This window comes from Thermosipho sp. 1070 (assembly GCF_001682135.1).
In the GTDB taxonomy this organism is placed as follows: domain Bacteria; phylum Thermotogota; class Thermotogae; order Thermotogales; family Fervidobacteriaceae; genus Thermosipho; species Thermosipho affectus.
This window is the reverse complement of the sequence record NZ_CP007121.1, coordinates 250300-274071: the sequence shown is the minus strand read 5'-3', so window position 1 is coordinate 274071 and position 23772 is coordinate 250300. Positions and strand designations below refer to the sequence as shown.

20 protein-coding genes, 1 tRNA gene, 1 other RNA gene and 1 riboswitch are annotated in these 23772 nt (G+C 32.2%); of the genes, 14 read left to right on the top strand and 8 right to left on the bottom strand.

What is annotated here, in order from left to right:
* The first annotated feature begins 420 nt into the window (after positions 1 to 420).
* The 3 genes from Y592_RS01350 to ssrA all read left to right on the top strand — a co-directional run bounded on the left by Y592_RS01350 (position 421) and on the right by ssrA (position 2601).
* Positions 421 to 1479: an SLC13 family permease gene (locus Y592_RS01350; RefSeq protein WP_075665284.1), complete on the top strand. Its 1059-nt coding sequence runs from the start codon at positions 421 to 423 to the stop codon at positions 1477 to 1479.
* A gap of 617 nt (positions 1480 to 2096) precedes the next feature.
* Positions 2097 to 2184, top strand: a tRNA-Leu gene (locus Y592_RS01345).
* Between the two features lie 58 nt (positions 2185 to 2242).
* Positions 2243 to 2601: a transfer-messenger RNA gene (gene ssrA / locus Y592_RS01340) on the top strand.
* Positions 2602 to 2691: 90 nt separating this feature from the next.
* Here the strand turns inward: ssrA and Y592_RS01335 are convergent.
* From Y592_RS01335 to Y592_RS01310, 6 genes are all read right to left on the bottom strand, one after another.
* Entirely contained in the window at positions 2692 to 3312 is a 621-nt protein-coding gene (locus Y592_RS01335) for a sigma-70 family RNA polymerase sigma factor (protein WP_075665283.1), read from the bottom strand.
* 6 nt (positions 3313 to 3318) lie between these two features.
* The gene (locus tag Y592_RS01330) at positions 3319 to 4125 is read right to left on the bottom strand and encodes an HAD-IIA family hydrolase (RefSeq protein ID WP_075665282.1); all 807 of its coding nucleotides are present in this window, start codon (positions 4123 to 4125) and stop codon (positions 3319 to 3321) included.
* Between the two features lie 25 nt (positions 4126 to 4150).
* Positions 4151 to 5128 (bottom strand): FecCD family ABC transporter permease, encoded by a 978-nt coding sequence (locus tag Y592_RS01325; RefSeq protein ID WP_075665281.1) that lies wholly within the window; start codon positions 5126 to 5128, stop codon positions 4151 to 4153.
* Positions 5125 to 6006 carry an ABC transporter substrate-binding protein gene (locus tag Y592_RS01320; protein WP_075665280.1) on the bottom strand — a complete coding sequence of 294 codons (882 nt, stop codon included), beginning with the start codon at positions 6004 to 6006 and terminating at the stop codon, positions 5125 to 5127. The genes Y592_RS01325 and Y592_RS01320 overlap by 4 nt, the downstream gene beginning before the upstream one ends.
* A 58-nt stretch (positions 6007 to 6064) precedes the next feature.
* Positions 6065 to 6256, bottom strand: a riboswitch (cobalamin riboswitch).
* Complete coding sequence (locus tag Y592_RS01315; protein WP_075665279.1) at positions 6248 to 7300, bottom strand: 1-deoxy-D-xylulose-5-phosphate reductoisomerase; 1053 nt, start codon at positions 7298 to 7300, stop codon at positions 6248 to 6250. Its footprint overlaps the riboswitch before it by 9 nt.
* The gene (locus tag Y592_RS01310) at positions 7279 to 7890 is read right to left on the bottom strand and encodes a thiamine diphosphokinase (protein ID WP_075665278.1); all 612 of its coding nucleotides are present in this window, start codon (positions 7888 to 7890) and stop codon (positions 7279 to 7281) included. The genes Y592_RS01315 and Y592_RS01310 overlap by 22 nt, the downstream gene beginning before the upstream one ends.
* Before the next feature lie 56 nt (positions 7891 to 7946).
* On the opposite strand from Y592_RS01310, the gene Y592_RS01305 reads away from it, so the two are divergent.
* From Y592_RS01305 to ltaE, 8 genes are all read left to right on the top strand, one after another.
* The gene (locus tag Y592_RS01305) at positions 7947 to 8624 is read left to right on the top strand and encodes an ABC transporter ATP-binding protein (protein WP_075665277.1); all 678 of its coding nucleotides are present in this window, start codon (positions 7947 to 7949) and stop codon (positions 8622 to 8624) included.
* Positions 8625 to 8626: 2 nt separating this feature from the next.
* A complete protein-coding gene (recG, locus tag Y592_RS01300; protein WP_088368833.1) occupies positions 8627 to 10948 on the top strand; it encodes an ATP-dependent DNA helicase RecG in 2322 nt (773 codons plus the stop codon).
* A 10-nt stretch (positions 10949 to 10958) separates the two neighbouring features.
* Positions 10959 to 11849 carry a radical SAM protein gene (locus Y592_RS01295; RefSeq protein WP_075665276.1) on the top strand — a complete coding sequence of 297 codons (891 nt, stop codon included), beginning with the start codon at positions 10959 to 10961 and terminating at the stop codon, positions 11847 to 11849.
* Positions 11846 to 12400, top strand: a complete 555-nt coding sequence (locus Y592_RS01290; protein ID WP_075665275.1) for a cysteine hydrolase — start codon at positions 11846 to 11848, stop codon at positions 12398 to 12400. The genes Y592_RS01295 and Y592_RS01290 overlap by 4 nt, the downstream gene beginning before the upstream one ends.
* Positions 12385 to 13170, top strand: a complete 786-nt coding sequence (locus Y592_RS01285; RefSeq protein WP_088368832.1) for an NAD(P)/FAD-dependent oxidoreductase — start codon at positions 12385 to 12387, stop codon at positions 13168 to 13170. Before Y592_RS01290 ends, Y592_RS01285 begins: the two co-directional genes overlap by 16 nt.
* Positions 13167 to 14105 (top strand): radical SAM protein, encoded by a 939-nt coding sequence (locus Y592_RS01280; RefSeq protein ID WP_075665273.1) that lies wholly within the window; start codon positions 13167 to 13169, stop codon positions 14103 to 14105. The genes Y592_RS01285 and Y592_RS01280 overlap by 4 nt, the downstream gene beginning before the upstream one ends.
* 35 nt (positions 14106 to 14140) lie before the next feature.
* The gene (locus Y592_RS01275; RefSeq protein ID WP_075665272.1) at positions 14141 to 14824 is read left to right on the top strand and encodes a hypothetical protein; all 684 of its coding nucleotides are present in this window, start codon (positions 14141 to 14143) and stop codon (positions 14822 to 14824) included.
* Positions 14825 to 14888: 64 nt separating this feature from the next.
* Complete coding sequence (gene ltaE, locus Y592_RS01270) at positions 14889 to 15902, top strand: low-specificity L-threonine aldolase (protein ID WP_075665271.1); 1014 nt, start codon at positions 14889 to 14891, stop codon at positions 15900 to 15902.
* 27 nt (positions 15903 to 15929) lie between these two features.
* Here ltaE and Y592_RS01265 read toward each other — a convergent pair whose 3' ends face one another.
* Positions 15930 to 16856: a magnesium transporter CorA family protein gene (locus Y592_RS01265; RefSeq protein ID WP_075665270.1), complete on the bottom strand. Its 927-nt coding sequence runs from the start codon at positions 16854 to 16856 to the stop codon at positions 15930 to 15932.
* Positions 16857 to 17127: 271 nt separating this feature from the next.
* On the bottom strand, positions 17128 to 17598 hold the full coding sequence (locus Y592_RS01260) for a metallophosphoesterase (RefSeq protein ID WP_075665269.1): 471 nt from the start codon (positions 17596 to 17598) through the stop codon (positions 17128 to 17130).
* A gap of 102 nt (positions 17599 to 17700) precedes the next feature.
* Between Y592_RS01260 and Y592_RS01255 the strand changes: the two genes are divergently transcribed.
* The 3 genes from Y592_RS01255 to radA all read left to right on the top strand — a co-directional run bounded on the left by Y592_RS01255 (position 17701) and on the right by radA (position 23772).
* Positions 17701 to 19929, top strand: a complete 2229-nt coding sequence (locus Y592_RS01255; RefSeq protein WP_075665268.1) for a CehA/McbA family metallohydrolase — start codon at positions 17701 to 17703, stop codon at positions 19927 to 19929.
* Positions 19930 to 20000: 71 nt separating this feature from the next.
* Complete coding sequence (locus tag Y592_RS01250) at positions 20001 to 22457, top strand: ATP-dependent Clp protease ATP-binding subunit (RefSeq protein WP_075665267.1); 2457 nt, start codon at positions 20001 to 20003, stop codon at positions 22455 to 22457.
* A complete protein-coding gene (gene radA, locus Y592_RS01245) occupies positions 22450 to 23772 on the top strand; it encodes a DNA repair protein RadA (protein WP_075665266.1) in 1323 nt (440 codons plus the stop codon). The genes Y592_RS01250 and radA overlap by 8 nt, the downstream gene beginning before the upstream one ends.

The following is a 23772-nucleotide window of genomic DNA, read 5'->3' as shown; positions in this document are numbered from 1 at the left end:
ATTTAATCCATATTTATTTGGTCTGAATTAAGAATTTTGTGAAACCGTATGAATAAATGAAAACCGAAAAAAGGTCTGGGAACCGCATAAATAAATGGAAAGTGAAAGAAAAAAGAGGGACATTTTGCAAAAAAATGATAGGGTGGGAATAGGTACGGAAAAAATGAGTTGAAATAAAAGTATTCATGCGGGTTGAAGAACATAAGAGTTGGAAAGATACTCTTTCCTGAAAGAGATGAAAATTCTTTGGGATTTCTTGTATTTATTCGAGATTATGGTCTTTTCTGCCATTTCGACAATTTGATAGGAGGATCTAACTATCTTTTTCAAAATCTGTAATGGGAAAGAGGGATGAAGAAAAGTAGTTTTGTGGTTTACTGGAAGAGGTGTATGGTAACGGATGGATAATGGAGGCGATGTATGAACATAAAGATATTTGTATCAAACTTGTTGGATGAGTGGTTTTTTATACTTACTCTTTCGGGATTGGTCGTGACAAGTCTCTGGCTGAAGCGTTTTCCAATGTACAATCTTGCCGATTTCAAGGTCCTTTACGTTCTTTTTGTATTTCTCGTGATGGTCAAAGGTCTTGAAAAGAGTGGTTTTTTTCACAATGTTTCTTTAAAACTTTCGCAGAAACGTTATTTGCCACAGAAATTGATATTTTTTGCAGCGCTGCTTTCTATGTTTGTAACGAATGATGTTGCACTTTTTGTAGTGATACCTCTAACCTTATCAATGAAAATTGAAAGGAAGGAACTTATTGTAGTTTTAGAAACTATTACAGCCAACGTCGCATCTTCACTTACACCTTTTGGAAACCCTCAGAACATATTCATTTATTACTATTACAATCTTCATCCTCTGGAGTTTGTTAAAACTATCGCACCGTTCAGCGGTATAACACTTATTGTGATACTGCTGTTCAGCTTTGTGGGAAAATGTAGAGCAAAGAGAAGTAAAGCATTGGAGATAAAAAAACATAGTACCAAGGCGTATGTTTATTTGATTTCTTTTCTGTTATTTGCCCTTTCTGTATTAAAGATTTTGCCTATAGAAGTTGGAGGAGTGCCTGTTCTCTATGCTATTTTGTATGATAGAAGAAGTTTAATGGTTGATTATCTCTTGTTAGCTACGTTCTTCGCATTTTTTGGTTTTACGGACAATCTAATGCATATTTTAAAATTCGAACTTAACGGATCACTTGAAGTATTTTTTTTCTCAGCGTTGGGAAGTCAAGTAGTGAGTAATGTTCCTAGTGCATTACTTTTTGCAGATTTTACCAAAGATTGGAAAGCGTTGTTATGGGGTGTAAATGTTGGGGGATGTGGAACTTTGATCAGTTCTATCGCAAACCTGATAACGTACAGGCTTTACAAAATGAAATATGGAAGAACAAAATCATTCCTGTTAAAATTCCACTTTTACGGTTTTGTGTTTTTTGGAATAGGAGTGCTGGTTTATATAATTCATATTTAATGGTATTGTTTATATTGCTAATATTAACCAAGACATGCGTTATTAATAAACAATATTTCAGAAAAAAGTTTTTCAATTTATGCTTTTTCTTTTACTTTTTATGAGCTTAGGTATATTCACTATTTACTCCAACAACTCCTAAATTTTGACCAAGGGTTGTAAAATGATAGTTGTGATTTATAGAACATTTTTTAACATTTGGGTAGCTGATTAGTTTCATATTGGCTAGTAAATTCAATTTTCAATTGCCTTTTTTTATCTTTTGTGTCTTTTTCTGTGTTTTTTTTGCTTGTATGGAAGTCAAAAAACTATTTGGATTTTTCCATTTTATGTAAATTGGCACCTTCTTTCCCCATGTAGTTGGAAAGATATTTTTTCTGAAAAGGATGGAAATGGATTTTTTATACCCCATTTTTGTTTTTTATTATTTTAGTTAGAATATTTTAGAAAAAATTTTTGATTTTTTGTTTTAATATATTTTTTGAAAGTATTTGAGATATATTTATTTTTTTTAAAGTGATTGGTAAAATTTTATGAATTGTGTGAAGAACACACGCGAAAAAATCATAAAATAATGTTGACGGAATTAATGTTTAATGATATAATAGGAATTGTGAGCCGAGGTGGTGGAATAGGCAGACACGCATGGTTGAGGGCCATGTGGGCGTATAGCCCGTGCGGGTTCAAGTCCCGCCCTCGGCACCAGGTCCCCAGAATGGGACCTTTTTTTGAACAAAAAATTACGTTTAAGGTCCCATATTGAGGGGGCGAACTGGTTTCGACGGGGGTGGAATCCTCCGAGAAGCGAGCCGAGTTTTCCGTGCTTCTCGTAAAAAAGCACGGGGAAAAGATAAATGCCAATGAAGAATTAGCATTAGCAGCTTAATTTAAAAAGCTGCCGTCCTACCAGGATTTGACCGGGGTTCTGGATAGGGCGTGACATAACCGGTCTAGTGGCTTTGAGTCTTCCTTCCACTCAAAGCCGCGAAATTAGAGGGAGGATAGGAGTCAAGAAGCCTGTCCGTGGGCATCTTGGCTCCGAATAAAAAACACGGACTGCGCTCGGAGAAGCTCGGAGGGTTCTGCTTTCGGACGCGGGTTCGATTCCCGCCGCCTCCACCAGATAAGACCGGTTATTTTCCGGTCTCTTTATTTTTTTATTAGTTGTGAAAATAATTTTATGAAATGTCTATATTTAGGGGGGAATGAGGGTTAATTAGAGAAAATTTGATCCAGTATGAATTTGTCAATTTTTGTTTTTCCGATCCTTTTAATTTTTTGTACAGTGTTATCTATTTTTTTTAAATTTATGTTTAGCTTTTTTTCGATTTCTTTGTATGTGTAGCCTTCCAACCACATTTCAAAAATATCTATTTCTATATCTTTGAGATAGTTCATGATTTTTTCTTTTATTATTTGAATGAATGCGTTTTTTATAACACTTGAGTTCTTATCTTCTAGTGAATAATCTGCTTGTTCTGATCCCTCTGCTTCATTTAGACTATCTATGCTCGATGATTCTGAAAGGATTTTATTTTTTCTTCTATTTAGATATGTTATAAAAGTTTTAATTTCGCTTTCTATGCTTCTCCATGCAAAGGAATTAAAAGAACTTTTTTCAAAGTCAAAGTAAAAAACGGCTTTGATAAGTCCGATAAGACCATTTTGGATTATGTCTTCAAATTCTGCCCATGGAGCATAATATTTTGATGATATTTTTACGACCATTGGATAATACTTTTCAATTATCAATTCTAATGCTTCAATTAATCCGCTTTGTGCAAGTTCAACTAATTTTTCAACTCTTTTCATCCTAAGATTGTATTTTATCACTTTTTATCACCTGATGTTTTGTGAAATTTCACCGATATCCTTTGCAATTATATCAGGTTTTATATTTGTAATATCACTTTCTTTAGCCTCTCCAGTTAGAACCAAAATAGTTAGAACACCTGCTCTTTTTCCCAATAATATATCGGTGTATAATCTATCACCGATAACACAAGTTTCTTCCTTTACTACGTTATTTTTTTTCATTATCATTTCTAAAATTAAAGGATCTGGTTTTCCAAAAACAATATCCGGTTTTTTTCCTGTTGCTTTGGTTATTACACTTGCTATTGCCCCTGTATCTGGTATTGGGCCAATGCTTGATGGACAGTTTAAGTCTGGGTTTGTTAATACAAAGAGTTTACCTTTAGAGACGTAGGAAGAAGCTTTAGCAAGTTTTTCATAATTAAGTGTGTTATCAAAAGTTACAATTACGACTTCAGGTTCTGAAGTTTCCACGATTGTATGTCCTACTTTTTTAAAAATATTTTTTATTTCATTATTTCCGACAATGAAAACCTTTTTAGGACCAAATTTATCAAAAAGATATTCTGCCGTTTCAATACCTGCTGTGAAAATTTGATTTTCTGTTATAGATAGTCCATTTTTTGAAAATTCTTTTAGATAAGACTCTGTAGATTTGTTTGAGTTATTTGTTAAAAAGACAAAATTTTTATTTAGTTTTTTTGTTTTTTCTGCAAAAGATATTGAGCCTGGTAATAAATTTCCACTAAGTGAAAATGTACCGTCGATATCTAAAACAAATAACTTTACCTTTTTTAGTTTTTCTAAGGCATTTTTTGACATTAATTTCATGTAATCACCTCAATAGAATTATACATTATTTTTTAGTTTTTAAAAGGATAAACATAAGTGGTGCACCAATAAAAGAAGTGATAACACCTATTGGAATCTCAATAGGTGAGGCAATTGTTCTAGCGATTGTATCTGAAATAGAGAGGAATATTCCACCAAGTAATGCACTACCCATTAAGCTGTATTTATGTTTGGGACCTGTTAAAATCCTTGCAGCATGAGGGATTATCAATCCTACAAAACCTATAATTCCAGTTTTTGATACTATGACAGAAATTGAAAAAGAACCTAGTAGATAAAAAAACCACTTGATTTTTTCAGTTTCAACACCAAGAAGTTTTGCTTCTTCCTCACCTAATGCTATAGCATCTAATTCTTTATTTTTTATATATCCAGATAAAAAAAGAATAATTAGTGCAGAAAATGGAAGGATAAGATCATCCAATGTTATCCCTGAAAGACTTCCAAACAACCAAATATGGGCACTTGTAAGAGTTTTTCTCGATAGACTAATTAACAATATAGTAGCGGAAGAAAATATTGTACTTATTAAAACACCGGATAAAATAAGATGCGTTATAGGGATTATATTTTTTCTTTTTGCAAGGAGGATGGCAAGAAGTGAGGCTATTATGGAAAATAAAAAAGAGAAAAAGTTTACACTGAATATTTTGTTGAGTGAAACTGCAGCGTATATTGCAAGTACTGCGCCAAATCCTGCGCCAGAAGATGTACCAATAAGGTATGGATCAACTAATGGATTTTTCATTATTGTTTGAAAAATATTTCCTACTAAAGCTAATATTGAACCAGAAATTATTCCCATTAAAATTCTGGGGAATCTTACATTCCATATTAAGAATTTAATTCTTTCATTTGGAGCATTGAATATATAAGAAACTGGTAATTTGACACTACCTATTGAAAGATTTAAGAATAAAATTAAAAGAAAGAAAACTGGAAGGATAATCCTCCCAGTTTTAGGATTAAGAAATTTTTTCATTTATTTCCTCCGTAAAAGAAATTATAGAATATATCAAGGTATTTTACTATATTGGGTGAGATTGAGCTAATATCATTTCCATCAATAATTAATACTTTGTCATTTTTAACGGCTTTTAAAGATGAAAAGAGTTTATTTCCCTTTATCTTTTCTTTTATTTGATTTGGATCACCATATCCTGCTATTATTATTACATCTGGGTTGTTTATAGTTAAGAATTCCCAATTTACAGAGAACCAACCGTTATTTCCTGTGTATGGTGCACAGATATTTACTCCACCAGCAATAGTAATGAGTTCGTTTATGTAGGAGCCCGTTCCTGCAGTCCATAAATCTTTTGTTTCATCGTTGGGTACTGTAATTGTAAAGAATACCTTTGGTCTTTCATTAAGTGGAATTTTTGCAGTTTTTGTACCATAATCTTTCAATTTTGATAAAATTTCATCTTTTATCATTTTTGCTTCTTTTTCCTTGCCAAACACACTTCCAAGTAACATTACGTCTCTTGCTACATCATTTAAGGAAACGGGATTAAGTACCAATGTTTTTATTCCAAATTTTTCTAATTTTTCAACTTCTGGAAGTTGAAACCCGCCAAAGATAATCACAACATCTGGGTTTAAAGACAAAATTTTTTCAATGTTTAAAGGTACCATATTTCCAATCTTTTCTGCGTTAAAGCTATCCCAATCTGTAACTCCGACTATTTTTTTGTCTAATCCAAGTTTTAATAAAAATTTAGTTGAACTTGGTGCTGCAGAAACGACTTTTTCAGGCGTTTTTTCAAAGACAACCAGTCTTCCTGCATCATCTACAATAGAAATTGAAAATGCAATAAAGCTAAGAACAACTAAAAACAAAACCCCTAGTTTTTTCATATCTTCACCTCCTGGTTATATTTAAAAGAAATCGACCACCTTTAGGGACCGTAAAGGTGGCTTTTTCCTTCTAAAAAAAGGTATCCCGACTCCCGGTTCATCCTACTTTCAGCGCCTTCCCAGGTTTTCCCCAGTGGCATTTGTACTGATTTCGTCCCCGGTTACGGTGGCGTCCCCGTGCCGGATTTTCACCGGCTTCCCTTTTTTTAGAAGAAATGTATCTCACGTAAATTATAACACATCAAAAATTATTTGCAATTTGCCTTGCAAGTTTATCTACTTCAAAAACATCTTCTAAATCCCTTATTTTGCCATTTATTTTTTCACATGTGTCTATAACTATCTTTGAGATATTGTGAAACTTTATTTTACTTTCCAAAAACATATTTACTGCAACTTCATCTGCTGCGTTAAAAGCTACTCTTTTTGCAAGATCTTTAATAATTTTTTTACCATAAAAAAAAGCGGGGTATTTTTCTTCACTTACCTCTGTAAAAATAAAATTTTCCTCTTTAAACTCTGGCCAATTTAGGTTTATATACATTCTCTTTGGATAAGTCAGTGCATATGAAATTGGTATTTTCATATCAGGGAATCCAAAGTGTATTTTTACTGTACCGTCTTTCAAGAAAACTGCACCATGAACTGTGCCCGTGGGGTGTATTAATACATCTATTGTGTCTAATTCAAATAATTCATATGCTTCAATTACTTCAAAGGCTTTATTTATCATAGTTGATGAGTCGACTGTTATTTTTTGTCCCATATTCCATACAGGGTGTTTTAATATTTCTTTTGGAGTGAGGTTTTCTATGTTATCATATTCTCTTATTGCGCCACCTGATGCGGTTATTAATATTTTTTCTACGTTTTCATCAAAAATCTGAAAGATGGCAGAATGCTCGCTATCAACTGGTATTAATTCTACATCTTTACAAGCTTTTTTTAACAATGGTCCTGCACAAACTAAGGCCTCTTTTGTGGCAAGGGCAAGTCTTTTTGTGAATTTAATTGCTTGGAATGTGGATATAACACCATTAAACCCAGGAATTGCCGCAACAACTATATCTGGGGTTGTTTTTTCCAAAAGTTCCTCTATGGAAGAGACATTTGATAATACTTGTGAGTAATAAAAATTTACATTGTATTCTTTTACAATTTTTTCCCCAAGTTTTTTATTTTGCCCAAATACAACTCCAGTTACCTTATATCCTTTTAGTTTTTTTATTACGTCTAATGTTTGAGTGCCAATTGAACCTGTAGCACCTAAAATCACAACGGTTTTTTCAACCATCTAAAATAAATCACCTCTCCTTCAAAAACTTGTACTTTTATATTTTTAGAATTAGTTTCATTACTAATTCCAATGGGATTTTTTATGTTCATTTCCCCGTTAAATGTGTATTTGAAACCATCTAGTTTGAATTTTGCATTACAAATTGGAATAAAAGACCAGATTTCTCCTATTTTCACATTTTTTTCAAATGTATTTTTGATAATGGAACATTCTAATTTTTCAGATCTTAACAAAATTTTTGTGTCAAATTTTTTCATCAATCCAAATAAAGCAAGTATCATATCAAGTCTTTCTCCAAAAAAATTTAATATTTCGATTTCGTCGTATCCATTTTCAAATGCGTATTTAATTGCTATTTCACAGTCCGTTTCATCTTTTTCTTTCGGGTATTCAATGATTTCAACGTTATTTTTTTTGAAATATTCCAAAGTATCATTATCCAAAGAATCTAAGTCTCCTATAATGACATTTGGAAGAATACCCCTTTCCTTTAAAACTTTTGCTCCTCCATCTGCTGCAATTATTATGTCCGAGTTAATGTACAATGTTTCTTTTGCGTTTCCATTTAATATTATTGTTGCTTTCACGTTATCCCTCCCATGTTATAATATTACATGAGAAATTATAACATGGAGTGAAGAAAATGATTGTTAAAGCAAAAAAATTAACAAAATTATATGGAAAAAATGAAAAAATAGAAGCCTTAAAGGGTGTAGATTTGGAGATAGAAGAAGGAGAAATAGTTGCGGTTTTAGGGCCTTCTGGATGTGGAAAAACTACACTTTTAAATTGTCTTTCAGGGCTTGATGAACCTACCTCAGGAAGTATAAAAGTTCTTGGAAAAGATCTTGTGAAAATGAAAGAAGATGAGAAAACTATTTTTCGTTCCAAATATATGGGATTTATATTCCAATTTTTTAATTTAATTCCAGTATTAAATGCGGTTGAAAACGTTGAGCTTCCACTTTTGATCTCAAAAAAATTTGGTATACGGGAGATAAGAAAAAAAGCGCTTGAGTGGCTTGAAAGATTGCATATTAGCCACAGGGCATATGCATATCCTAATGAGATGTCTGGTGGCGAGCAACAGAGGATTGCAATTGCACGTGCACTGATAAATAATCCCAAAATAGTGTGGGCAGATGAGCCTACAGGGGCGTTAGATACAAAGAACAGTGAAGAAATTATGGAAATCATATTGGATATGAATAGACAGTTAGGTACAACTTTTGTTATAGTAACTCACGATCCAAACGTTGCCAAAAAAGCTCATAGGATAATTAGGATGGATAGTGGAAAGATAGTATCAACAGGAGGGTAAAATTGTATATTCCATTTTTAATCGAAGAATTTTTGGATTATGTGGAAAATATAAAAGATTTTGAAGAATTAATTGAGTTTTTTGAAGAAAACATGAAAAAAATAGATGATCCTCTTGTGAGTATTCCTGAAGTTTCAAATAAACTTCAGGATTTTTATGATTATATAATTGCTATGAAAAAATTGCCAAAAGAGCGAATAGAAAAACGCATGAGTTATATTCCGGGTATGGTAAAAAGATTTAGGAAAATGTATTTGGTATATAAGGTGGAAAAGTTTGAAAATTTAAAATCACTTAAAATGTCTGTGAAATATTTAAAAGGTGTAGGTCCAAAGAGGGCTGAAAAATTAAAAAAATTGGGAATAAATACGGTGGAAGATTTGCTAAATTACTTTCCACGTGATTATGAAGATAGAAGAAAAATAATTCCACTTTCCATAATTAAAGAAGATGAAAAAGTAGTTACTACCGGGGTTTTAACTTCAGTTGAAAAAATAAAAAAAAGTGGTGTTTCAATAGTTAGTGCTGTTTTGGCAGATGGAATGTATCAAATTCTTTTAAAATGGTTTAATCAAGATTTTATGGAAAATATCTTAAAGACTTTTTTGCGCAAAAAAGTGTTTGTCTTTGGAACTGTAAAAAAGGGCTTTTACGGTGCTCTTGAAATACACAATCCAGAAATTGAGATGGTAAAAAGTTCAAAAAGGGAAATTATTCCTATTTATTCGCTTACCGAAGGGATAAAGCAACATGTCATTCGAAAGGTTGTTAAAGAAAACCTTTATAACATTTATAATTATAAAGAAGTTATACCTGAAGATATAAGGGAAAAAAGGGAGTTATTGGATATACATCAAGCATATACAGGTATGCACATTCCAAGGAGTGTATACCATCAAAAAATGGCACGATTTAGACTGGCATACGAAGAGTTGTTGTATTTACAGATTGCTTTTTTATTAACAAAAAAGGAAAGTGAATTTGTTGGAGGAATTTCAAAGAATTTTGACGGAATTTATTCTTCAAAATTATTAAAAAAGCTCCCGTTTAAATTAACAAGTGCGCAATTAAAAGCGTATAAAGAGATACAAGAGGATTTGAAATCTAATAAACCTATGAATAGATTGTTGCAGGGAGATGTAGGTTCTGGAAAAACTATAGTTTCAGAGCTTGCAATTTTGGATAACCATGAAGCAGGGTTTCAATCTGCGGTAATGGTGCCAACATCGATTTTAGCTATACAAAATTACAAAAAGATATATGACCATCTATCAAGATTTAAAATAAAAGTAGCATTGCTTTTAGGAGCAACTTCTAGTTCTGAAAAAAATAGAATAAAACAAATGTTAAAAGATGGAGATATAGATGTAATAGTTGGAACACATGCACTTATACAAGAGGATGTACATTTTAAAAATCTAGGATTAGTGGTAATTGATGAGCAACATAGATTTGGTGTAAGACAAAGAAAAGAACTTATTACCAAAGGAAAATTGGTGGATACGTTAGTTATGACTGCAACGCCTATTCCAAGAACCCTTTCCCTTTCTGTTTATGGAGATTTAGATGTATCTATAATTGATGAAATGCCAAAAGGAAGAAAACCTATAAAGACATTTGTGGTTCATCAAACAAAAATAGAAGATGTGTATAAATTTGTTGTGCAAGAAATTGAAAATGGTGGACAGGCGTATATAGTATATCCTTTAATCGATGAATCGGAAAAGCTTTCCGTAAAAGCAGCGGTTACTATGTATGAAAAATTAAAGGATGAAATCTTTAAGAATATTCCTATTGCATTGATTCATGGTAAAATGAGTGATTTTGAAAAAGATGAGACGATGTATAGATTTTCAAAAGGTGAGATAAAAATCCTTGTTTCGACAAGTGTTATTGAAGTAGGAATAGATGTACCTCAAGCTACTGTGATTGTAATTGAAAACGCAGAAAGGTTTGGACTTGCGCAACTTCACCAACTTCGAGGAAGAGTGGGAAGGGGAGATAAACAATCTTATTGTTTTCTTACTGTGGGAAATGTTTCAAGAGAAACTTTGGAAAGGTTGAACTTTTTCGCATCGACAAACAATGGTTTTAAAATTTCTGAATATGATTTAAAATTAAGGGGGCCGGGAGAGTTTTTAGGAGTAAAACAACATGGGCTTCCTGAATTTAAAGTAGCAGATATAGTAAATGATATAGATATTATTGTAAAGGCAAGGGAAGATGCAAAGTATATAGTGGAAAATATGGATGCATACAGAAAATTGATAGAGCATGTAAAGACATTGTATAAGGAAAGAATAAAATTTTTAGATGTTAGTTGAGGTGAATAATATGGTATTGAGAGCATCTTATGGGACACTAGGTCTTTTGGGTCATGTAAAGAAAAAAATTGAGATGGATACAGCCTATTTTATGCTTGATGGTAGGTGTGTTTTTGATTGTGGATTTTGTTCCCATGCAAGAAGTGTGGATGTGGATAATAAGTTTTTATCTAGAGTTGTTTGGAAAAAGGTTTCAAGTAATGATTTAAAAAATATAAATGTAAAGCGAATATGTTTGCAGGTTGTAAGTTATAGAGGATATAGAAGGGATTTAGAAGAAGTTTTAAAAATTTTAAAGGGAAAGGTAATTTCTGTTTCAGTAAGGGCACTAACTTTAGAAGAAATAGATAGTTATTTTTCGCTTGGAATTGATTCAATTGGTTTATCAGTTGACGTGGTTAATGAAAGATTATTTAGTAAGATTAGAGGAGGAGATTTTAAGAAGTTAATGAATTTGATAAAGAGTGCTGCAGAAAAATATCCTGGTAGAATAACCACTCATGTTATTGTTGGAATGGGAGAAAGTGATAAAGAATTGATTGATTTCTTTTATAACATGAAAAATTTTGGTGTAAATGTTGCATTATTTGCGTTTACTCCGATAAAAGGGACTAAATTAGAAGATAAAATACCTCCAGATAGAAATAGGTATAGAAAGATTCAGTTGGCAAGGTATTTAATTTTTGAAAAGGAAGTTTCAATGGATACTTTTGTGTTTAAAGGAAATATGTTGGAAAAGATAAATTATAGATACGAAGAAAATTTGGGAAGGGCCTTTTTAACATCTGGATGTAAACATTGCACAAGGCCTTATTATAACGAAAAACCTGGAGATATCCCATATAATTTCTTTGAGTATAATAAAGATTTGGAAAATATGGTAAAGGAGTTATTAGAATGAATTTTTATAGAGAGCGAAAAAAACATCCCCTCATTTTAAATAGACCTTCTTTGTTAATTATAGATGTTCAAAGCTATTTTTTTGATGAAAAAAGCCCAGCTTATTTGAGTGGGATTGAAAACATTTTTGAAAATATAGAGAAGTTAGTAGATAAATTTAAAGAAAAAGGATATCCCATTGTTTCGACATTGCACGTGGGAGCTTCGGAGAATATGAGAAGATGGTGGGGAAATGTAGTGGAGAGTATAGACCCATATTTTGTTGTGGAAAAAATAGTAAAAAAAGATACATATGATGCATTCTATAAAACGGATTTGGAGGATTATTTAAAAAAAGAAAGTATAACTGATTTGATAATAACTGGAGTTATGACTCATCTTTGTTGTGAAACAACGGCTAGAAGCGGATTTGTAAGGGGATTTAATATTGTTATGGTAGAAGATGCGCTTTGGGATAAAAATGAATTTTATCATTTTTCGTCGTTGAAATCACTAGCTCATGGATTTGCAATTATTTCCTCAACGGAGGAAATTTTATGCGCGTTGGAATAGTGGGGGGAGGCCCTGCAGGGATTTCTGCTGCAGTTTTTTTAAAAAGGTATGGAATAGATTGTACAATTTTTGAAAAGAAACAACTTGGCGGAATGTTAATCAATGCTTGGAGAGTGGAAAATATTCCCATTTTTAAGCCAGCATCTGGAAAAGATGTTGTGAAAAATATGGTGTCATTTTTGAATTTATACAATGTTGAAGTTATTAAAGATGAAGTCGTTATAGTAGAAGAGAACAAGATAATTACCAAAAAAGACAATTATTTTTTCGATGAAATAATAATTGCCACTGGAACTGTACCAAATAGAATAAAGGAATTTGAAAATGATAAGGTTGTGTATGAGTATAGAGATCTTCCAAGGTCTAAAAATTTGGCAATCTATGGAGCAGGTGATGTGGCATTTGATGGCGCAATTAGGGCAAGACTTCAAGGAAAAAATGTTGTTTTATTTTCTAGAAGTAAAAAAATTAAGGCATTGCCAAGACTTTATAATATAGCAAAATCTCTTAAAATTAAGATGCGTTTGGGTGAAAAAATTGAAGAAGTTTTAAATTTTAATGACTTTGTTAAAATAAGGACAAAAGAAAATATTTATCGTTTTGATGCACTTTTACTTGCTATAGGGCGAAAGATAGATTTATCTTTTTTAAGAGCAAAGAATGTCCATCTGATAGGTGATGTTGCGCATCCAAATTACAGACAAGCATCAATTGCAGTAGGTGATGGTATTATGGTAGGAATGAAGATTTTGAGGAGGGATGGGTGTTGAAAATATTAAAGAGATTTGGTAATGAAAAAGTTGCATATGTATACCTTGCAAAGACTTCAAAGGGAAACATTGTGGAATTTGTGGAATCTATACAACCTCCAATACCAAGGGATGAAAAGTGGGTGTTGATAGTTTCCACGTTGAACGGTTGTCCAGTGGGTTGTTTAATGTGCGATGCTGGGGGATTTTACAATGGAAAGTTGTCAAAGGAAGAAATAATTGAGCAAATATTATTTTTGGTAGATACAAGGTATGGTAGAAATGTGCCCGTTAAAAAATTTAAAATTCAATTTGCAAGGATGGGAGAGCCCGCTTTAAATGAAGGTGTATTGGATGTCTTAGAAGAACTTCCTGGTATTTTAAACGCACCTGGATTAATGCCATCTATTTCAACAGTTGCACCAGTGGGGACTGATGAATTTTTTGAAAGATTATTTAGATTAAAAGAAAAACACTATAGAGGTCGTTTTCAGTTGCAGTTTTCTATTCATTCGACAGATTTAAAACAACGCGATAAAATTATTCCCATTAGAAAGTGGGATTTTGGAAAAATTGCAGAATATGGAGAAATGTTTGTGAAGGAAAAAGATAGAAAAGTCACATTGAATTTTGCACTTGCAAAGCAGAATATAGTTGATCCAGATGTGATAATTAAGTATTTTGATAAGGATAAGTTTTTAATAAAAATCACGCCTGTAAATCCCACTTATTCTGCTACAAAGAATGGATTAGAGTCAGATATTGATCTTGAGACTTTTATGCCAGTTAATCACAAATATTTTGTGGATAAACTAAAGAGTAATGGGTATGATGTTATAATAAGTATTGGAGAGTTGGAGGAAAATAAAATAGGTAGTAATTGTGGGCAGTATGTACAAAAACATTTGATGGAAAATGAGCAATTAAAATATGGATATAATTTTGTAATTAAATAACTTAATGTTATAATATTTCCTGAGGAGGTGATACCATGGAAAACAACATGTTATTGTGGATAGGTGTGGGTGTTTTAGCTGCTGCGTTGGTTGTTGGAGCTATATTCTTTTTATTACCAAAGGATAGGTATATTGAAGCGCAAGGGATTAGGATATGGAAATTACCTAAAGAAGCAGAAAATGTGCAAGTAAGTTATTCGTACGAAGCAAAAGTTGCGCAACTTGCACGTGAAGGGAGACTTTTCCTTTTTGAAGGAGTAAATGTTGGTGGCGGAGTAAATATGTCAATTGCAGAGAATGCAGCAAGGACGCAAGCTTTAGGTAAAATTGCGGAATTTTTAAATGCAAAAGTTGAAACCTTTAGAAAAGTTGTTGAAGGACAATTACAAAGTGTACAGACAAATAACAACGAAGAAAAAGCAAGTCAACAGCTTGTTGAGGCAGCCGTTAGTGCTTATAAAGGAATTACTAAGGTTATGGCGAATGCTATTGTGAGTGGAGCTTTAAAATATGCAAGTTGGGAAGTAAGAAAGGGAAATATTGTTGAATTACACGTTTTGTATTTCTACGATCCAACAAATCTGTTATCAATCCTTGAATCTCAAGCACTTGTAAGTCAAACAGTGGGAAAATTGGGAAAACAAGGAGTAGACTTCTTCAAAGCGTTGAATTCTGTTCTTGATGAGGCATCAAAAGGTACCCCATTGGAAGGAGAATAATTTTAAATTAAATGTTTATATGGCCGAGGAAATCCTCGGCCTTTTTTGATAAGGAGGTGTTCTAATGTACATAGATTTAAGAAGTGATACAGTAACAAAACCTACAGAAGAGATGAGAAAGGCAATGGCATACGCAGAAGTTGGAGATGATGTATATATGGATGATCCAACGGTAAACAAGCTTGAAAAGTTATGTGCAGATATATTGGGAAAAGAAGCTTCCTTGTTTGTTCCAAGTGGTACTTTTGCAAATCAACTTGCTTTGTTTACCCATTGTCAAAGAGGAGATGAGGTTATTATCGGTGACAACTATCATATAGTCCAGCATGAAGCAGGTGCTGCTGCTGTAATTGCAGGTGTGCAGCTAAGAACAGTTGAGACAAAAAAAGGTGCGATGATTCCTGAAGTTTTAGAGAGTAAGATAAGGAAAGTTGAAGATATACACTATCCCAGAACAGGATTGATTTGTCTTGAAAATGCCCATTCAAATGGGAATGTAATACCTTTGGATAACTTTAAAAAAATAAGAGAAATAGCAGGAAATATTCCTATTCATCTAGATGGAGCAAGATTGTTTAATGCGTCAACCTTTCTAAAGGTGGAACCAAAAGAAATTGCAAAATATGCTGATTCTATAAATATCTGTCTTTCAAAAGGGTTATGTGCACCTGTTGGTTCACTTTTGGTTGGAAACAAGGAGTTTATTGAAAGGGCGAGAAAAAAGCGTAAAATAATGGGCGGTGGTATGCGGCAAGTGGGAATATTAGCTGCGGCGGGCATTGTTGCATTAGAAAAAATGCGTTTTAGATTGGAAGAAGATCATGAAAATGCAAGATATTTGGCAAAAAGGTTGAGTAATTTTGCCTTTATAGAAATTGTCGAAAAGGTTGAAATAAACATGGTATTTTTCAAGATCGATAAGAATTTTTCCACAAATGAATTTATTGAGTATCTTTTAAAAAACAACATAAAAATAAATCCGCCAGAGGACGGAGTGTTTAGGTTTGTTACACATTATTGGATAAAAAGAGAGGATATTGATTATGTTGTAGAAACCATGGCAAAGTTTTTCAATTAATCTCCTTTCAGCTTGGCTGAAAGGAGATTATAACCATTTTTTCTTTTTAAACCAAACAAGTGTGAGTGCCACAGTTCCAATGGACCATATGATTATATATAAATAAGCCAAGGAATTATGCTGGATTGGTAATTTCACGTTCATGCCGTAGAAACTAGTTATTATTGTCGGAATCTGCATTAATATAGTAACAACTGTTAATATTTTCATGACGATATTTAAATTATTTGAAATAACAGAGGCATATGAATCCATCATCCCTGCCAAAATGTCACTGTATATATTTGAAACCTCTATTGCTTGCCTGTTTTCGATAATGGCATCTTCTAAAACATCTTTATCCTCTTCATAAATTTTTATAATATTTCCCCTAAGTAATTTTTCCATCATTATTTCATTTGATCTTAGTGAAGTAGTAAAATATACTAAACTTTTTTCAAGGTACATCATTTCTTCAAGCTCTTTATTTTTCATTGATCTATGTAATTCTTCTTCAATAATGCTAATGGTTTTATTTATTTCCTTTAAATATGCAAGAAAAACCTTCGCATTTATGAGAAAAATTTGAAAGATCATGCGGCTCTTTTTGTTGATATCAAATTTACTATTTTTGATCATATGTTCTATAAATTCTACGGGTTCTTTTGAGGAAAAAATGGTATAATTTTTTCCAATAATTATACCAACTGATACAGTTCGATAAGGAATCTTTGAGCTACTATCGAACTTTTTAGGAATTTTTAGGATTATTAATACGGTATCTTCATCTACTTCAATACGTGCCCTTTCGTCATCATCAAGTGAGTCGTATACAAAATCCGGGTCAAATTGCAATAAACTTGAAAGCATATGAATTTCATCAGCGGAAGGATCAATAACTTTGATTAGAGAGTTCTCAACAAATTTTTCAACTTCCACAATTTTGTTTTCTTTTGTGGTGTAAAATTTTACCATTTTTATTACCTCCTCTATATATTTTTTACGGTGGTCGTGGCAAAGGTTCGTCTGAGTAACTGCAACTGAAACTATCACTACTCATTACCTTTTCACCTCCTATATATTGGCCTTTCTAAATTATATCACTTTTCATTAATCTGTATTATTTTTTCTTTAAAACTTAATTTGTTGTTTTCAAAATTTAAAAAATTAAAAGATTTCTTTTCATAAGTGAATTTAATCTTGAAAAATTATTTTATCAATTTTAAAGCATTTGTATTTTAGTATCTCAAATGTTTAGAATTTCATATTTTTTTGTCAAAGGTTCTAAAATAACAGCAGTTGCCTTTCCTGTGAGCCAACCAGATGATTCGCCGGGATTGATTATAAGTGTGTTGTTGTGTTTTTCCGCTAGTAATTCATGAGTATGGCCAAAGAATACAAAATCATATAAATCGCTATTTTTTGCCGCATTTAACGCGTATGGCTCGTGCATTATCAATATTTTAAAATTATTAAGTGTTATTTCATATGGTCCTGGTTTTATTCTATAATTTGACTTTTGAGATAACAGTAATTTTTCCCCATCGTTATTCCCAAAAACACCGTAAAATTGTTCTTTTAAAAAGTACGGTAGTATAAATGGTGCAACAAAATCGCCACAGTGAAAGACTGCTTCAATTGAATATTTGGAAATAATCTTCTCTATTTCCTTTGCCTTTGTTAAATTATCATGTGAATCACTTAAGATAAGCCACATATTATCCCCCCTTTACAATATTGTAGCATAATTTTTTTTTTTACATTCCAAAATTAGGTTATAATTATTTGGCAAGGAAAAATAAAATTTTGAGGTGAGACTATGAAAAAGATAGTAGTATTGTTTTTGGTTTTAGCTACGTTTTTTTCATTTGCAAATATATATTACGGTAATTTACATGCACATACTTCTTATTCAGATGGAAAGTTATTGCCTGAAGATGCGTATAATTATGCGAAAAGTTATGTTGATGTTCAGGCTGTAACTGATCATGCGTATTATTTTACTCAGTTAATAGATGGGAAGACTAAACCTTTTTTAACGAAAAAAGCGGCTGAAAATGCAACAATAGAAGGAAAGTTTATTGCACTACAAGGTTTTGAATGGACTTCTGGAATAGGCCATATTAATGTTTATGAATCTTTAGAATGGGTTGACAGAAATAATGTGCCTTCTGCAGAAGATTTTTACAAGTGGATAATCAAGCACAAGAAGTTAGGGCAGTTTAACCATCCTATCAAGATTTTCGGGAACTTTAATGATTTTGAATATTATCCAGAAGCGGATAAATATATGAATTTAATTGAAGTGGGAAATGGAAATTGGAAACAAGGAGATGTTATTAGTAATGAAATGTTAAAAAATTATAATTTGGCGTTAAATAAGGGATGGCATTTAGGTGCAACTGTTGGTCAAGATAATCACAAGGCAAATTGGGGAAGTGCAAATGAAGGAAGAACAGGTATTATTTCGAATACTTTAACATATGAAGATGTAATGGGAGCACTTTGGAGTAGACACACATTTGGTACTGAGGATAAAAACGTGAAGCTTTCGTTTAGTTATAAAAATTATATTATGGGAGATATTGTAGAAAGCCCAGATGAAGCGATTTTACATTTCAAGTATAAAGATGATGATATATTAACTTATTTTGCGATTGTATCACAAAGTGGCACAATCGTTAGTGCATTTCCAAATTTAAATGATTATGCAACGGATGTTAAAATTAAGATACCAGATGGTTATGAATGGTATTATGTTTATGTAAAACAGTCTGATGGTGATGAAATTGTAACTGCACCAATATTTTTTCAAAAGAGTAGCGATGTCTACGTAAACAATTGTAATTATTTTAATGGAAAATTATCTTTTGATATTTACAATATAATTCCTAAAGAAAAGGATGTACATTTGGGAATCAAGGTGAATAATAAATTATTGTATTCTGAAGATGTTTTACTAAATGCTTATGAGAATAGACATAAAATTTTAGATTTAGAATTATCATCTGGAAGCAATAAAGTAGAGTTTTATGTGGATGGGATCTTTGTTCAATCACTTAAAGTATTTATAAAAAGTTATAAAAAGACTGTTGTAATAGATACTTTGCATGAAAATGATCATTTGGATTATTTGAAAAAATTTGCAGAAATACTTAGAAGAAATGGATACAAGGTTTTATACCCAAAGAGATTTTTGAATAATCTTGAAAATGTTGATATATTGATTATTTCTACGCCCAAAATTGACGGATTCGATTTTTCAAAAGATCTTTTAAGTCCAGAACTAAAAGCTTTAAAGGAATTTAAAGGGAAGATAATTTTAATAAAGGGAAGCGATGAAAATTATTTTGAAATATACAGAAAACTTTTAAATGCTACGGTAATGAACTTAGAGGATTTAGATAAATATTTTGGTGTTTTTTCGAATGTTTCTAAAAGGGTTTTAATAGATATTGGGCATGGAAATGATTATGGGAAAGAAAAATTGACAAAATTTGAATCTTTTTTAAAGGAGAAAGGTTTTGAAGTAGAATATATCCAAAAGATTAATAAAAGTGGTGATATTTTAATAATTCAAAATGGTAAAAGCTATACACAAGATGAGATTTATAACATAAAAATGTTTATTCAAAACGGTGGAAAAGTTATTATAACTTCAAAGAGTGATTTTAGAAATGGTGGAAATACTGGAACTTTAAACGAAATTTTAGAATATTTGGGTTCAAGTATAAGATTTAATGATGATCAAGTTCTCGATGATGTTAATAACTATGGAGCAAAGTATAAAATCTTGGTAAATGGTGTAAGATTTTATAGTCCTTGTTCTTTAATAGTAGGTGATAATGCCATAGTATTAATTTCTTCAGATACGGCGTATAATGAAGATAGTGATGGAAATGGTGATGCAAAAGTTGTGAAAAAAATTGTACTTGCTGCAAAAGAAGTAATTGGGAATGGAGAAGTAATTGTTTTGGGAAAATCCATTTTTTCAGACTATGATTTTGAGTACGATAAGGTATTTATTGAAAATATATTATCAAATTAATAAAAATTGATATTTTCGTTTATTTAAGGTATAATTTAAATAAGGTGCGGACAGAAAGGAAGGTGAAATATATGTTTGATAAGTTTTCGGAAGAGTCCGCCGAGGTTTTTGTAACAGCTCAAGAAGAAGCAAAAGAATTAGGACATTCATATGTTGGGACGGAACATTTGTTGCTTGCAATTTTAAAATTGAATGATAAAAGATTAAGGAAAATATTAGAAGGATATGGAATTTCTTATTCAAAGATTAGAAATGAAATAATTTCAATAGTTGGTATGGGAATGAGGGGATTTATAATGTCTCCTCAGATGACTCCTAGAGCAAAGAGAGTTACCGAGATAGCTTATGAAGAAGCAAAAGATATGGGTGATGATAAGATAAGACCTTTTCATCTCTTTTTGGGTATTTTAAAAGAAGGAGAAGGTATAGCGGTGCATATTTTAAGAAAAATGGGAATTAATATTCAACAATTAAGAAGGGAGTTATCTGGAAATATGACGGATGAGGAATCAGATTATTTGGATTTGGAAAATGAAATTGTTAAAAGAACAAGACAACTTGAAGGGTTTGGTGTTAATCTTACAGCTTTGGCGTTGAAAGGAGAACTTGATCCGGTAATAGGTAGAGATTTGGAAATTGAGAGGGTTATGCAAGTACTTGTTAGGAGGAAGAAAAACAATCCCGTATTGATTGGAGAACCAGGTGTTGGAAAATCGGCAATTGTTGAGGGACTTGCTCAAAGAATAGTTGCAGGTGAGGTTCCAGAACCTTTAAAGGGAAAAACTATTTTTTCTTTGGATGTGGCATCTCTTGTTGCAGGTACAAAATATCGTGGTGAGTTTGAAAAGAGGATGAAAAAACTTTTGCAAGTTTTGAAAAATGAAAAGGATATAATATTGTTTATAGATGAGATTCATATGATTGTAGGTGCAGGCTCTGCAGAAGGGGCCGTTGATGCGGCAAATATATTAAAACCTGCACTTGCAAGAGGTGAGGTAAAGTGTATCGGGGCAACTACTCCAGATGAGTACAGAATGTTTATTGAAAAAGATGCGGCTCTTGAAAGAAGATTTCAAAAGATTTACGTTCAAGAACCATCTGCACAGATGACAATTGAAATATTAAGAGGGTTAAAGCCAAAATATGAGTTGCATCACAAAGTAAAATACACTGATGAAGCACTAGAAGCGGCGGTGTATTTATCACAAAGATATATTAGTGATCACTTCTTGCCTGATAAGGCTATAGATGTTATAGATGAAGCGGGAGCACGTGCAAGGTTAAAGGCGTTTGTTATGCCGAATGATTTGTATATTTATAAAAATAAAATTGAGAATATTAAACTTCAAAAGGAAATAGCAGTGGCAAACCAAAATTACGAGGAAGCGGCAAAATTAAAAGAGGAAGAACAGCAATTGAAATCAGAGTATACTAGAAAGTACGAAGAGTGGAAGGAAAAAGTAGAAACCAGTGTCATAGTAGTAGATGTTCAAGATATTGAAGAGGTTGTGGCAAATTGGACAGGTATTCCTTTAAAGAAACTTGAAGAAGAAGAAAGCGAAAAGTTATTAAAGCTTGAAGAAGCACTTCACAATAGAGTGGTAGGTCAAGATGAAGCTGTAAAGGCAATTGCTAGATCTATAAGACGTGCTCGCAGTGGTTTGAAAGATCCAAGAAGACCAGTTGGCGTTTTCTTGTTTCTTGGACCTACTGGGGTAGGAAAAACTGAACTTGCAAAGACGTTAGCTGAATATTTGTTTGGGGATGAAAAGGCGTTAATAAGGTTTGATATGAGTGAGTATATGGAAAAGTTCTCAGTTTCTAGGTTAATAGGTGCGCCTCCTGGTTATGTGGGTTACGAAGAAGGAGGTACTCTTACGGAGAAGGTAAGAAGAAGACCATTTTCGGTTATTTTATTTGACGAGATTGAGAAAGCACATCCAGATGTATTTAATTTGTTACTGCAAATAATGGATGATGGAAGACTAACAGATTCTCAGGGGCACATCGTAGATTTTAGAAACGCAATAATTATAATGACTAGTAATATTGGAGGAGCCCAAATAGTTTCAGGTAAAAAATCTTTAGGATTTGTCGACAGTGAAGATTTAAATGCGGAATTTAGTGAAATGAAATCCAAGGTTATTGAAGAAGTAAAGAAAACATTTAGACCGGAATTTTTAAATAGAATAGATGAAATTGTAGTATTCCACAAGCTAACTGAAAAGCACATTAGAGAAATTATAGATATTTTGTTGAAAGATATTAGAAGTAGGTTAGAATCAAAAGGATTGAAACTTGAATTAACAAAAAGTGCAAAAGACTTTTTGGTACAGGAAGGATATGAACCGGCATATGGTGCAAGACCTTTGAAGAGAACTATTCAAAGATATATAGAGGATCCTCTATCAGAGGAATTGTTAAAGGGAAAATTTAAAGAAAATGACATTATTTTATGTTCATATGAAAGAGGAAAAATTGTATTTAAGAAAAAGAGAGAAAAGAAGGTAAAGGTAAAGAATGAGTAAAGCCAAAAAAGTATATGTTTGCGACAGTTGTGGGTATGAATCACCAAAATGGTTTGGTAGATGTCCCGTTTGTAATGCTTGGGATAGTGCAAAGGAATTTGAAGTGAAAGAGAAAATAAATGCGGGGAAAGGGTCCCGCATTTTTTTGCTTAGTGATGATTTAAATATTTTGAAGATTGAAAGGATTAAAACAAGTAAAGAAGAATTGGATGGATTGTTTGGTGGGGGAATTGTACCAGGACAAGTTATTCTCTTAGGTGGGGAGCCTGGTGTTGGAAAAAGTACGCTTGCACTTCAAATTAGTTATTTAATTTCAAAAGTTGGAAAGGTTTTGTATGTTAGTGGTGAAGAAAGCATAGAACAAATTGCCCTAAGATCTAAAAGATTAAATGTGAAAAATGAAAGTTTGTATGTTACTACTGATAATGAACTAGAATCTATTTTTGTGAATATAGAAAAAATTTCTCCTATATTTATCGTGTTTGATTCTATACAAACTATTTTTTCAAATAAAGTTGAAGGTGTTCCAGGTGGAATTTTGCAGTTAAGGACCGTTGTAGAGAAAATCAGAAAGTACTCAAAGGAAAGAAAAATTTCCGTTTTATTGATTGCGCATGTAAACAAAGAAGGTAATATAGCTGGTCCTAAATTAGTTGAGCATATAGTGGATACCGTTATTTATTTTGAGGGGGAAAAAACAACGGATTTTCGTATATTAAGAGTTTTAAAAAATAGATTTGGACCTAGTGGGGAAATAGCCGTTTTTCAAATGAAGAGTACGGGGCTTGAAGAATTGAAAAATAAGGTTTTTATCGAAGAGAGTGAAATGCCGGGAAATATTATTTCTTGTTTGTATGAGGGAACAAAACCTATTTTGGTTCAGATTCAAAGTCTTGTATCAAGAGATAAAATAGCTACTTCAAGAAGGATTTCACATGGAGTTGATGTAAGAAAGTTGATAATATTAAGTGCAGTAATTTCAAAACATTTAAATTTGCCAATAGATGCACATGATATTTATTTAAATGTATCAGGTGGTATTAAAATTACAGATCCGGCAAGTGATCTTGCAATTGCTGCTTCTATACTATCTTCGTTATTTAATAAGTATTTGGGTAAAATGGTGGTTATTGGAGAGGTAGGTTTGGATGGTAGTGTTAGAAAAGTACGGGATTTGGCAAAAAGAATTGAAAATGCGAAAAAAGCTGGATTTGAAAGATTTATAATTCCTTATGATGAAAATATTAAAGGTGATAAAATATTAAAGGTTAGAAATATTAAAGAATTGCATAGAAAGATTTTAGAGGAGGGGTAA